The following is a 12,191-nucleotide window of genomic DNA, read 5'->3' on the forward strand; positions in this document are numbered from 1 at the left end:
ATTATATTAACAAAAAGATTAGCCAATGCTTGTCGTTAGGCTACTCAGATGGTGGATTATGCAAGTTTATATTATGCGTCATGGTGATGCAGCGTTACAGGCTGCGAGTGATGCGGCTAGAGTATTAACCCAGAAGGGAAAAGATGATTCGGCCTTGATGGCTCAATGGTTGAATAAACGTAACCCTGCCATTGATAATATCCTTGTTAGCCCTTATGTCCGTGCTGAACAAACATTGCAGGTTGTGCGAGAACATCTTAGCTTACCTCATCAAGCGACAGTCATGGATATGTTGACCCCCGGTGGTAATGCGGCATTTGTGGCTGATCATATTCGTGATTTGGCAATAATGGGCGCTAATGCAGTGCTGGTGGTTTCACATTTACCGCTGGTGGGGTATTTGGTGTCGGAATTATGCCCCCATGAGGCTCCACCTATGTTTATCACCTCCTCAATTGCATGTATTGAGTTGGATGTGAAACGTCATAACGCTCACCTTGAGTGGATGTTAAGTCCAGCACAGCTTTCTGTGAATCAGTAATCACGGATTTATGTTATCGATTTGCCCCTTAAGGGGCCTTGAATTTTTTAAACGTAAGTTTTTTTTCAACTGACTAAACAGTCGCTTGCTAGCGTCTAGTATGCTCTTGAGTTTCAATAAGTAGTAGCAAAGATGCATTACCTCCCCATTCTTTAGGTGCTTGATGGAAAGCGATAATATCAGGATGTTGTGCTAACCAAAGTGGGGTTTGCTGCTTTAAAATATGTTTACCATGACCATGCATAATACAGGCGCAGAAGACATTTTCGCGTTTACATGCTGCGATTAGTGCGCCAATTTCTTGTTTAGCTTCCATTTGAGTTAGGCCATGTAAATCGAGGAATAGTTCAGGAACATAGTCTCCTCTACGCAACTTTTTTAGCTCATACGGGTTTGACCCCGGTTTTAAATAGCGTGTAGGACCTTCATCTTCCAACTGGGGTTGGAACTCATCTGAAAAGTAAAATGAAGCATCAACTTGTTCTTGTTGTACTTTTTTTACAGAAGGTTGTGTCACTTTAGCGCGAATAGGTGGGTGCAGCATTTGATCTTGCTGAATTTTTTTGGTTCCGCGAATAGCCTCTTTAAACAGAAGAATATCATCTTCTTGTAATCCAAATTTATTTTTCATTTTTTATAAACTGTCTTTTTTCGTCAATCTTATTTTCTTTAGTGTAACCTATTTTGGGATGTGGCGGATATAACGTTGAGAGATAAGCTTTAGCTAACAATTTTTTAACTAAATATCCGAGTTTATATTGACAAGCGTTGTTTTATTAGGCTAATTGTATATACATATATAGACCTTTTATTCTAAACGCTATATTTAATGGCGTAGCACCTGTATCAAGCTGTTGTGTTACTGAGACTTTTTATCATCACATTTAAGCATGATTGACGTCATAGAAAACATAACAAATTGTTTTATCAATATAAAAAGGTATTACTAACCCTTATAGGACTCATTATGTCATTTAAAACACTTGCTCATGATGTTATTTGGCGAAATGGACGCATTGCAACCATGGATGCGAATCTCAATGTGGCGTATGGGCTTTTAGAAAATCACGATATGGTGACGCGAGATAACTTGATTGTTGCAATTGTTCCAAAGGGGGAACTTGATAGTCGTGATGCGAAGGTTATCGATCTCGAAGGGCGCTTAGTGACGCCAGGGCTAATTGACTGCCATACACATCTTGTTTTTGGTGGTAATCGTGCCGCAGAGTGGGAACAACGTATGAATGGTGTCTCCTATGAAGCGATTAGCCAGCAAGGTGGTGGAATTAATTCAACAGTTAGGGCAACACGGTCGCTCAATGAAGAGCAATTATATCAAGTCTCACAGCCGCGTTTAGAAGCTTTGATCCGCGAAGGGGTGACGACAATTGAAATGAAATCAGGCTATGGTTTGGACTTAGAAAGCGAGCAAAAGCAGTTGATGGTTGCAAAAAAACTCGCTGAATCCTATCCAGTGACCGTGAGTTCCACGCTATTATCAGCACATACTGTACCTCCTGAATATAAAGATAAATCAGATGAATATATTGACCTGATTTGTTGTGACATTATGCCTAAGTTGTGGGAGCAGGGGCTATTTGAAGCGGTAGATGTATTTTGTGAAAGTGTCGGTTTCTCACTTGAGCAAAGCCAAAAATTATTTTCTGCGGCTCAAAAGTTAGACATTCCAGTCAAAGGCCATGTTGAGCAGCTATCAAATCTTGGTGGCAGCGAATTGGTGGCTAGTTTTAAAGGGCTTTCAGTTGACCATATTGAATATCTTGATCTTAAAGGAATTCGCGCATTAAAAGAGAGTGGTACGGTTGCTGTATTGTTACCGGGGGCATTTTATTTTTTAAGGGAAACGAAGTTGCCACCGATAGACTTATTGCGTGAACACCAAGTTCCCATGGCAGTATCGACAGACTTTAACCCAGGAACAAGCCCTTTTGCATCGTTGCGAATGATAATGAACATGGCAGCCGTTTTATTTAGACTAACACCTGAAGAGATTTGGGCTGGCGTGACCTGCCATGCCGCGAAAGCTTTAGGTCGTGAAGATAGCCATGGACAATTAAAAACGGGCTATCAGGCAGACTTTGTCGTGTGGAATGCTGTCGATCCTGTTGAAATGATTTATGAGCAGGGGAGTCAGCCTTTGTATATGCGAGTTTATCAAGGAAGAATTAGCCATCAAAATGACTAACTAAACAGCGGGATATATTGTGCTAAGGGTTATTTAATAATGAACTAAGGTATCAATGGAAATATCCATCACATTATTTTTATTGATTCTGAAAAATAAGTTGAAAAACGTCCATTTATCCCGTTATTTGTTGGTTATGAAAGGTATTAAATCACTATCACAGTTCGCTTGATGGTTGATGGTTGATGGTTGATGGTTGTGGCGATGAGTGGGGGAATGGGGATTTCAATATCGATAAGGTTTCCCCACTGCTTAGCAATAGGCGGCATTATGGAGCGCGTAAACTGAGCCTTATTTTTGATTTTTAAAGTGATTTATTAAATAATAAAATTCTTATTGCTTAATGTTATGAGTATTATCAATACTTTGTATTATGCAACTAATAGCCTATAAGATAGGGTGAATTGCTGTTTTTGAATCTTAATAGGCATACTCATTAGAGTGGAACTATTAAGTTTTATTTGCGACTGTCAGTATTTGTGTTGTTTGTTAGTACAACCCAAAGGTATGAAGGTAACCCTTATATTTCATGTGTTTATATTTTAAATACACGCGAAGGGTTTGGCATTTTACGTTTAAAATGGAAATAATTGTGACAGCCGATAAAAAGGGGAATCGGGACACGCCTATCCCACTCTACTTGCAAGTAAAACAATTGATCATAGAGAAAATCCATACAGGGCAATGGCAAGCGAATGATCGCGTTCCTTCTGAATCAGAACTCGTCAAACAGTTTGAATGTAGCCGCATGACCGCAAATCGTGCATTAAGGGAACTGACCGCAGAGGGATTACTAGTCCGCGTGCAAGGTATAGGTACTTTCGTTGCTGAGCCTAAAGGCCAATCGGCATTATTTGAAGTCCATAGTATTGAAGCTGAAATTCTTGCAAGAAATCATCATTATAGCTGTCGAATTATTAAATTAGAGCAGGTACCTGCTTCAATTTCACTGGCTAGTGAACTGAATATTTCCCCTGAAACCCCAGTATTTCATTCCATCATTGTGCACTACGAAAACGAAATTGCGGTGCAAATTGAGGATAGATATGTCAATGCATTGGCTGCACCTGAGTATTTACAACAAAACTTTACGACCATCACACCCCATGATTACCTGTCGATGGTTGCGCCTTTAACTGAAGGTGAGCATATTGTGGAAGCGGTTGAGGCCGATGAGCGAGCCGCTAAATTATTGAATATTGCTGTGGGATCATCCTGTTTGTTAATTTCTCGGCGGACTTGGTCTCAATCTTTTGTTGTCACCAGCACTAAACTGCTCTTTCCAGGACATCGCTATAAATTAAAAGGGCACTTCACATCTTAATTAAAAAAAGCAACGCATTATTGTGTTGCTTTCTATCTTCACGTTAATCAATACCTATACAGCCAGTATCCTGTCGCACAGACGATTATCAATATTGCACTGAAAATAAAAAACTTAAGCCATGAACGCTTTTTTGCAGCAGGTTGCGTATCAGTGGGCTGTGCATGAATTGTTGGTAGTGGGTCTACTTCAGTCTCAGTTGTCCACAGAGATTTAATGATCTGATGCAACTTCAGTTGCATGTCATGTGAAAGAACAATAGACGCATTATTCTCATCCAAAATGTGGAGAGTCGTGGTGATTTTTTGTGAAAGGGCAATCAAGTAGCTGCCGCGGATCGCCGTATATTGACGTCCATGATGTTCAATATCATCAAGAATGGTTGTTGGATATTCCGTAGAGCCATCACTGTTCATATACGCGAATAGGGAGGGGGGAGAGTCACTATTATCCCCTGAAATCAATTCAAAGCTAATTTGTGAGCCAACTTTTTTTGACGCGATCCAAAATAGAGTATCACTCAAATGATGAGCAAACTCTTGGGTCAATTGCTCTAGCCTCTCACTATTAGTCTCATGTTGCCTCTTTGCAAATTGAGCGAATAGGTTGTTTTCCATGATTTATCCGAATTTAGGTGTGCATTTTTTATCTTTAGAGATTTTAAACACATAGATAAGGTAAATAGTCTGAATTGGTTAGTCTCTTTAGATAATTTTGCATTTTAAAAAGAAAACTGACATTGCGTGTGCGGAAAAACAAATGATGTGAACCAAATGTAAAATTAATGTGATCTGAGCTGCATAATTAGAAGAAAAATTAACCGTATTAAACATGGTGGTTTTAGTCATTGTTATTGATAAATAATAAAAAAATTGGGTTTTTAATCTTTTTTTTCTTAATGGTCATGTTAAAAAGATTATTGATTGTACATGTATATACAACTATATCTATAGGGAGACATTATCAGTACAAACTGAATCTTTCGAAGAGGGTATGAATGTGACAACGATAAATAATAAATACAGGAATGGTGATATTAGGGCACCTCGTGGTAACGCTCTTAGTGCAAAGAGCTGGTTGACTGAAGCGCCATTACGCATGCTGATGAACAACTTAGATCCTGATGTCGCTGAAAATCCACATGAACTGGTTGTATATGGTGGCATTGGCCGTGCTGCTCGTAACTGGCAGTGCTATGACAAAATTGTTGAAACCCTCAAAAATTTAGAAAACGACGAAACCTTACTTGTACAATCAGGTAAGCCTGTGGGCGTTTTTAAAACGCATGAAAATGCACCTAGAGTGCTCATTGCTAACTCCAATATCGTTCCTCATTGGGCGAATTGGGAACACTTTAACGAACTCGATGCGAAAGGCTTGGCCATGTATGGCCAAATGACCGCAGGGAGTTGGATTTATATTGGTAGCCAAGGCATTGTCCAAGGGACATACGAAACTTTCGTTGAGGCAGGGCGCCAGCATTATAACGGTGATTTAACCGGACGTTGGGTATTGACGGCTGGATTAGGTGGTATGGGGGGCGCTCAACCATTAGCTGCGACGCTTGCGGGAGCTTGCTCACTGAACATTGAATGCCAACAAAGTCGCATTGATTTTCGTTTACGTACAGGTTATGTCGATGAACAAGCGACAGATTTGGATGACGCATTAGCGCGTATTAAACAATATACGTCAGAAGGGAAAGCCGTATCTATTGCCTTATGTGCTAATGCTGCGGAAGTCTTACCTGAATTAGTCAAACGTGGCGTTCGCCCTGATATGGTGACAGACCAAACGAGTGCCCACGACCCTTTGAACGGCTATCTGCCTATGGGTATGAGCTGGGATGAGTACCGTGAACGTAGTGTGAAAGACCCTGAAGGTACCGCAAAAGCTGCGAAAGCATCGATGGCGGAGCATGTTAAAGCGATGCTTGCATTTCAAAAGCAAGGTATTCCAACTTTCGACTATGGCAACAATATCCGTCAAATGGCTCTCGAAATGGGCGTCAAAAATGCGTTTGACTTCCCTGGGTTTGTACCAGCCTATATTCGCCCGTTGTTCTGTCGTGGCATTGGCCCTTTCCGTTGGGTAGCACTATCTGGTGATCCTGAAGATATCTATAAAACCGATGCTAAGGTTAAACAACTTTTATCTGACGATAAGCATTTGCACCGTTGGCTTGATATGGCGCGTGAACGCATTAGCTTCCAAGGTTTACCCGCACGTATTTGCTGGGTGGGTTTAGGAGATAGGGCTAAGTTAGGTTTAGCGTTTAATGAAATGGTGAGAAACGGTGAAGTTTCAGCGCCAATTGTGATTGGGCGTGACCACCTTGATTCAGGCTCAGTGGCAAGTCCAAACCGTGAAACGGAAGCGATGAAAGATGGCTCAGATGCGGTATCGGATTGGCCACTATTAAACGCACTGCTGAATACAGCAAGTGGAGCAACATGGGTTTCTTTACATCATGGCGGTGGTGTTGGTATGGGCTTCTCTCAGCATTCGGGGGTCGTGATTGTCTGTGATGGTACAGATGAAGCCGCTGAACGTATTGCCCGAGTGCTACACAATGACCCAGCTACAGGCGTTATGCGCCATGCCGATGCAGGTTATGATATTGCGATTGAATGTGCGCAAGAAAAAAATCTTAATCTACCGATGCTTAAAACACGCTAAGAGGTGCCAAAATGACTAAGTTAACTATTCATCCGGGTAAAATGACACTGAATGATTTGCGTCTTGTTCTTTCACAGGAAGTCATCGTTTCGTTAGACAAACGCTCTCATTCGGCAATTGAAAAAAGTGTGGCAACGGTAAATAAAATTATTGCTGAAGATAAAACAGCTTATGGCATCAATACCGGATTTGGCTTGTTGGCTAACACACGGATTGCGGCGAAAGATTTGCAATCATTGCAACGTTCAATTGTCATGTCACATGCTGCGGGTGTCGGTGAACCTCTTGATGATGAACTTGTCCGCTTGATTATGGTATTAAAGATTAATAGCTTAGCGCGTGGTTTTTCAGGTATTCGCTTAGAGGTTATTGAAGCGTTGATCGCGTTAGTGAACCACCAAGTTTATCCATTTATACCTGCTAAAGGCTCAGTAGGGGCATCGGGTGATTTGGCGCCACTAGCACATATGAGTTTAATTTTATTGGGGGAGGGTAAAGCACATTATCAAGGTAAATGGATCAGTGCGAAATCGGCTCTTGATAAAGCGGGATTAAAACCATTAAAGCTGGAGGCTAAAGAAGGTTTAGCGTTATTAAACGGTACTCAGGTATCGACCGCTTTTGCATTAAAGGGGCTATTTGAGGCGGAGAATTTGCTGCTAAGTGGTATTGTGTGTGGCTCATTGAGTGTCGAGGCAGCATTGGGGTCACGTAAACCATTTGATGCACGCGTCCATGAGGTTCGTGGTCAGAAAGGGCAAATCGATGTGGCGAAGCTGTTCCGTGATGTCTTAACACCAACCAGTGAGTTGGCTCAATCACACGAAAATTGTGTCAAAGTGCAAGACCCCTATTCATTACGTTGCCAGCCTCAAGTCATGGGCGCATGTTTGACACAAATTCGTCAGGCCGCCGAAGTGATCCTCATAGAGTCAAATGCGGTCTCTGATAACCCTCTCGTCTTTACAGATAATGGCGATATTATTTCTGGTGGTAACTTCCATGCAGAACCGGTGGCGATGGCGGCGGATAATATCGCGCTCGCGCTGGCTGAAATCGGTGCGTTGTCTGAACGACGGATTGCTTTACTGATGGATACTCACATGTCCCAATTACCTCCTTTCTTGGTGAATAATGGAGGGGTTAATTCAGGGTTTATGATTGCTCAGGTAACAGCGGCTGCTTTAGCAAGTGAAAACAAAGCATTGGCACATCCATCAAGTGTGGATAGTTTACCAACCTCGGCAAACCAAGAAGACCATGTGTCTATGGCTCCAGCGGCAGGGCGTCGTTTGTGGGAAATGGCGAAAAACGTGACGGGAATATTAGCCATTGAATGGTTGTCAGCGTGTCAAGGCATGGATTTCCGTGACGGCCTAAAGTCAAGTGAAACGCTAGAAAAAGCACGTAAGATCTTGCGTGAGAAAGTCGCTTATTACGATAAGGATCGCTATTTTTCACCGGATATCGATGCAGCAATTAACCTAATCGCTGAACACCAATTATCAATGTTATTCACAGAGGGCTCACTCTTTTCCAATTAAGTCTTATACATCACGCAAATAATATACTCTAAATTATTCAGGATGTAGCCGCCTAAGCCGTAGAGCAGTCTTGCTCAAAGGCTACATCTTGATGCATCGCGAGTGTAAGTGGTCGGCAATGTATCGACCGCTTGTAGTATTTATCTGCACGACCATTATTAAAAACAATTATTACAATAATACGAAGGATAAATCATGCAAAGCACAACAAAACTTACGCGCGGACTTTCGGCGCGGCACATCCGGTTTATGGCCCTTGGGGCAGCGATTGGTACAGGCTTATTTTATGGTTCGGCAAAAGCAATTTCTACAGCAGGTCCTGCGGTGCTGATTGCTTATATTATTGGCGGTGCCGCGGTCTTTATGGTGATGCGCGCATTGGGCGAAATGGCCGTACATAACCCCATCGCGGGCTCTTTCTCTCAATATGCGAGTCATTATTTAGGCCCGCGAGCAGGCTTTTTTGCAGGTTGGACTTACGTCTTTGAGATGCTCATTGTGTGTTTGGCTGACGTGACAGCCTTTGGTTTTTACATGAAACTCTGGTTCCCTGACGTCGCTCAATGGATTTGGGTCTTGAGTATCATCTGTTTTATTGGGGCAATTAATCTATGCCATGTCAAAGTCTTTGGCGAAATGGAGTTTTGGCTCTCTATTATTAAAATTGTCGCTATTGTAGCAATGATCGTGGGTGGTGCGGCGATTATGCTGTTTGGTTTTGGACAAGCCTCTGATCATGCTGTTGGCATCGCTAACTTATTTGAGCACGGTGGCTTTATGCCAAATGGGGTTGCTGGTGTGATTGCGTCATTTGCAGTCGTCATGTTTGCTTTTGGTGGGATTGAAGTGATAGGTATCACAGCAAGCGAAGCGAAAAACCCTGACGTCACTATCCCTCGAGCAATCAACGCTGTACCTATTCGTATCCTATTATTTTATGTTTTAACCCTCTTTGTATTGATGTGTATCTATCCTTGGAATCAGATCGGGCAGCAGGGCAGTCCATTTGTTCAAATCTTTGATAGTTTAGGTATTTCATCTGCCGCGAATATATTGAACGTCGTTGTGATTACGGCAGCTATTTCAGCGATTAACAGTGATATTTTTGGTGCCGGTCGTATGATGTATGGCATGGCCCATGAAGGCCAAGCTCCGAAAGCCTTCACTAAATTAACTAAAAATGGTGTGCCTTGGATGACAGTATTGGTTATGTCACTTGTACTGCTCGTTGGCGTCATATTAAATTACTTGATCCCAGAAAAAGTATTCTTAATTATTGCTTCTATTGCAACTTTTGCCACGATTTGGGTATGGTTGATGATCCTCGTTTCACAAGTTGCGATGCGCCGCAAAATGACAGCGGAGCAGGTGAGTAAGCTGAAGTTTCCTGTACCATTATGGCCGGTTGGCCCCGCGCTCGCCATCGTATTTATGTTGTTTATCTTTGGAGTATTAGGCTATTTCGAGGACACACGTATCGCCTTATATGTTGGTATTGTTTGGTTAGTCATCTTGGCCGGTGCGTATGCGCTGTGGGTGAAAAAACCTGAAACCACCAGTCAAACTCGCTATGAAGCGGAGTCGGTCGAATAACGAATGTTTTCATTTGGGCCTCCATGAGTGGAGGCCTAATCAGGTGAATTCTCTTTCTTGTCATTTCCTTATTATTTTATTGAATTAATCTGCTGATTTGTGTCTCACTTCATGGCAAACTTGAAGGCTTTCGATACACAGTCTGGAGAAACCCTTCTTGGAAAAGATCTTCGTTGATGAAGCTGTTGCTGAACTTCATACCATTCAGGACATTTTGCGTTGGACAATGAGCCGCTTTAATGCTGCCAATGTTTATTATGGTCACGGTACCGATAATGCATGGGATGAGGCGTTACAATTAGTATTGCCAACGCTTTATTTACCCCTTGATATACCGGATGAACTACTGACATCGCGCCTGACTCCGACGGAGCGTCATCGTATTGTTGAGCGTGTATTGCGTCGCATCAATGAACGGATTCCAGTTGCTTATCTCACTAATCGTTCCTGGTTCTGTGGTCACGAATTTTATGTGGATGAGCGTGTGCTAATCCCTCGTTCACCCATCGGTGAATTGATCAATAATCACTTTGTTGGGTTGTTAGCGGATGAACCTCAAACTATCCTGGATATGTGTACTGGTAGTGGTTGTATCGCGATTGCTTGCGCCTATGAATTTCCTGAAGCAGAAGTCGACGCTGTTGATATTTCGACGGATGTGCTGGCGGTAACAGAGCAAAATATTGCTAATCATGGTTTAGAACATCGAGTTATACCTATCCGCTCTGATTTATTCAGAGATATGCCAGACGTGAAGTATGATTTGATTGTGACCAATCCGCCTTACGTTGATGCTGAGGATATGGATGATTTACCGGAAGAGTTTCGTGTTGAACCCGAGTTAGCTTTAGCTGCGGGCAGTGATGGTTTAAAACTGGTTCGTCGTATCTTAGCTAATGCGCCTCGTTTCCTGACTGAAGATGGTGTGCTGGTTTGCGAAGTCGGTAACAGCATGGTCCATTTGATTGAACAATATCCAGAGATCCCATTTATTTGGTTAGAGTTTGAGTATGGTGGTGATGGTGTCTTTATGCTAACTCGTGAACAATTGGTTGAGCATCATGCACACTTTCAACTTTATATTGATTAAGTGAATCCTGCACGGCATTCTAATCAATCACAACATCACAATAACAATCATTGAATATTAAGTAGGAATTTGGCATGGCAGGAAATTCAATTGGGCAACTGTTTCGCGTGACGACATTTGGTGAATCTCACGGCTTAGCCTTGGGGTGTATCATTGATGGCGTACCACCAGGACTCGCCTTGACAGAAGCGGATTTACAGGGGGATCTTGACCGTCGTCGCCCAGGAACGTCTCGTTACACGACAGCACGCCGCGAGCCTGATCAGGTTAAAATTCTGTCTGGCGTGTTTAATGGCATCACAACGGGAACCAGTATTGGCCTGTTGATTGAAAATACTGACCAGCGCTCTCAGGATTACAGTGCCATTAAGGACGTATTCAGACCGGGGCATGCAGATTATACCTATGAGCAGAAATATGGTCAGCGTGATTATCGTGGCGGTGGGCGCTCTTCTGCTCGCGAAACAGCGATGCGTGTTGCAGCAGGCGCGATTGCTAAAAAGTATTTACAAGAGAAATTTGGTATTACAATTCGCGGCTGCTTGACCCAAATGGGTAGCGTAAAATGCGAAATCAAAGATTGGTCAATTGTGGAGCAAAATCCTTTTTTCTGTCCTGACCCGAGCCAGCTGGATGCACTCGATGAGCTTCTGCGTGGATTGAAAAAAGAGGGCGATTCCATAGGTGCTAAAGTCACGGTGGTGGCTGAAAATGTGCCTGCGGGCTTAGGTGAACCTGTCTTTGACCGTCTAGATGCAGATATTGCACATGCCTTGATGAGCATCAATGCCGTTAAAGGGGTTGAAATTGGCGATGGGTTTGGGGTGATCGGCCTAAAAGGCAGTGAAAATCGTGATGAGATTACGCGAGAAGGCTTTACTTCGAATCATGCTGGGGGAATTCTTGGCGGTATCAGTAGCAGCCAGCCTATCATTGCCCATATTGCGATGAAGCCGACCTCCAGTATTACAGTGGCAGGTAAAACCTTAAATCGTGATGGTGAAGAGGTAGAAATGATCACGAAAGGCCGTCATGACCCTTGTGTCGGGATCCGTGCGGTGCCGATTGCTGAAGCGATGATGGCGATTGTTTTAATGGATCACTATTTACGTCATCGTGGCCAGTGTGCTGATGTTGTACCCGCGATGAAACCATTTAGCGAATTGTAATGGCCTATTCGTATGAGGGAGGAGATATCCTCCCTTATTTTAATG

Annotated in this window: 11 protein-coding genes; 8 read left to right on the forward strand and 3 right to left on the reverse strand. The window is 42.8% G+C overall.

The window, feature by feature from the left end; all coding sequences use genetic code 11:
* The first annotated feature begins 58 nt into the window (after nucleotides 1–58).
* Complete coding sequence (gene sixA / locus O7C57_RS08465; RefSeq protein ID WP_154623998.1) at nucleotides 59–541, forward strand: phosphohistidine phosphatase SixA; 483 nt, start codon at nucleotides 59–61, stop codon at nucleotides 539–541.
* A gap of 88 nt (nucleotides 542–629) precedes the next feature.
* On the opposite strand, the gene smrB is transcribed toward sixA, so the two are convergent.
* A complete protein-coding gene (gene smrB, locus O7C57_RS08470; protein WP_154623999.1) occupies nucleotides 630–1,172 on the reverse strand; it encodes an endonuclease SmrB in 543 nt (180 codons plus the stop codon).
* 336 nt (nucleotides 1,173–1,508) lie between these two features.
* Here smrB and hutI point away from each other — a divergent pair, with 336 nt between their 5' ends.
* Nucleotides 1,509–2,747, forward strand: coding sequence for an imidazolonepropionase (hutI, locus tag O7C57_RS08475; protein ID WP_269723910.1), 1,239 nt, complete (start codon nucleotides 1,509–1,511; stop codon nucleotides 2,745–2,747).
* A gap of 146 nt (nucleotides 2,748–2,893) precedes the next feature.
* Here the strand turns inward: hutI and O7C57_RS08480 are convergent, their stop codons facing one another.
* The gene (locus O7C57_RS08480; protein ID WP_269723911.1) at nucleotides 2,894–3,016 is read right to left on the reverse strand and encodes a hypothetical protein; all 123 of its coding nucleotides are present in this window, start codon (nucleotides 3,014–3,016) and stop codon (nucleotides 2,894–2,896) included.
* A 311-nt stretch (nucleotides 3,017–3,327) separates the two neighbouring features.
* On the opposite strand from O7C57_RS08480, the gene hutC reads away from it, so the two are divergent.
* Nucleotides 3,328–4,071, forward strand: coding sequence for a histidine utilization repressor (hutC, locus tag O7C57_RS08485; protein WP_163861087.1), 744 nt, complete (start codon nucleotides 3,328–3,330; stop codon nucleotides 4,069–4,071).
* A 47-nt stretch (nucleotides 4,072–4,118) separates the two neighbouring features.
* On the opposite strand, the gene O7C57_RS08490 is transcribed toward hutC, so the two are convergent.
* Nucleotides 4,119–4,688, reverse strand: coding sequence for a hypothetical protein (locus O7C57_RS08490; protein ID WP_269723912.1), 570 nt, complete (start codon nucleotides 4,686–4,688; stop codon nucleotides 4,119–4,121).
* Between the two features lie 376 nt (nucleotides 4,689–5,064).
* Between O7C57_RS08490 and hutU the strand changes: the two genes are divergently transcribed.
* The 5 genes from hutU (at nucleotide 5,065) to aroC (ending at nucleotide 12,146) form a co-directional block, all read left to right on the forward strand.
* Nucleotides 5,065–6,750 carry a urocanate hydratase gene (hutU, locus tag O7C57_RS08495; RefSeq protein ID WP_154624003.1) on the forward strand — a complete coding sequence of 562 codons (1,686 nt, stop codon included), beginning with the start codon at nucleotides 5,065–5,067 and terminating at the stop codon, nucleotides 6,748–6,750.
* An 11-nt stretch (nucleotides 6,751–6,761) separates the two neighbouring features.
* Complete coding sequence (gene hutH, locus O7C57_RS08500; RefSeq protein ID WP_154624004.1) at nucleotides 6,762–8,294, forward strand: histidine ammonia-lyase; 1,533 nt, start codon at nucleotides 6,762–6,764, stop codon at nucleotides 8,292–8,294.
* Nucleotides 8,295–8,489: 195 nt separating this feature from the next.
* Nucleotides 8,490–9,887: an amino acid permease gene (locus O7C57_RS08505; RefSeq protein WP_154624005.1), complete on the forward strand. Its 1,398-nt coding sequence runs from the start codon at nucleotides 8,490–8,492 to the stop codon at nucleotides 9,885–9,887.
* Nucleotides 9,888–10,044: 157 nt separating this feature from the next.
* Nucleotides 10,045–10,977, forward strand: coding sequence for a 50S ribosomal protein L3 N(5)-glutamine methyltransferase (gene prmB, locus O7C57_RS08510; RefSeq protein WP_154624006.1), 933 nt, complete (start codon nucleotides 10,045–10,047; stop codon nucleotides 10,975–10,977).
* Nucleotides 10,978–11,051: 74 nt separating this feature from the next.
* Nucleotides 11,052–12,146: a chorismate synthase gene (gene aroC, locus O7C57_RS08515; protein WP_154624007.1), complete on the forward strand. Its 1,095-nt coding sequence runs from the start codon at nucleotides 11,052–11,054 to the stop codon at nucleotides 12,144–12,146.
* Nucleotides 12,147–12,191 lie beyond the last annotated feature (45 nt).

It is taken from the genome of Providencia sp. 21OH12SH02B-Prov (genome assembly GCF_027362595.1).
Taxonomy (GTDB): Bacteria; Pseudomonadota; Gammaproteobacteria; order Enterobacterales; family Enterobacteriaceae; genus Providencia; species Providencia zhejiangensis.

Coding starts and splice junctions, on each gene's coding strand:
- O7C57_RS08490 (WP_269723912.1), bottom strand. CDS start 4,688: ATGGAAAACAACCTATTCGCTCAATTTGCAAAGAGGCAACATGAGACT.
- aroC (WP_154624007.1), top strand. CDS start 11,052: ATGGCAGGAAATTCAATTGGGCAACTGTTTCGCGTGACGACATTTGGT.
- O7C57_RS08480 (WP_269723911.1), bottom strand. CDS start 3,016: ATGCCGCCTATTGCTAAGCAGTGGGGAAACCTTATCGATATTGAAATC.
- smrB (WP_154623999.1), bottom strand. CDS start 1,172: ATGAAAAATAAATTTGGATTACAAGAAGATGATATTCTTCTGTTTAAA.
- hutH (WP_154624004.1), top strand. CDS start 6,762: ATGACTAAGTTAACTATTCATCCGGGTAAAATGACACTGAATGATTTG.
- hutI (WP_269723910.1), top strand. CDS start 1,509: ATGTCATTTAAAACACTTGCTCATGATGTTATTTGGCGAAATGGACGC.
- hutC (WP_163861087.1), top strand. CDS start 3,328: ATGGAAATAATTGTGACAGCCGATAAAAAGGGGAATCGGGACACGCCT.
- O7C57_RS08505 (WP_154624005.1), top strand. CDS start 8,490: ATGCAAAGCACAACAAAACTTACGCGCGGACTTTCGGCGCGGCACATC.
- sixA (WP_154623998.1), top strand. CDS start 59: ATGCAAGTTTATATTATGCGTCATGGTGATGCAGCGTTACAGGCTGCG.
- hutU (WP_154624003.1), top strand. CDS start 5,065: ATGAATGTGACAACGATAAATAATAAATACAGGAATGGTGATATTAGG.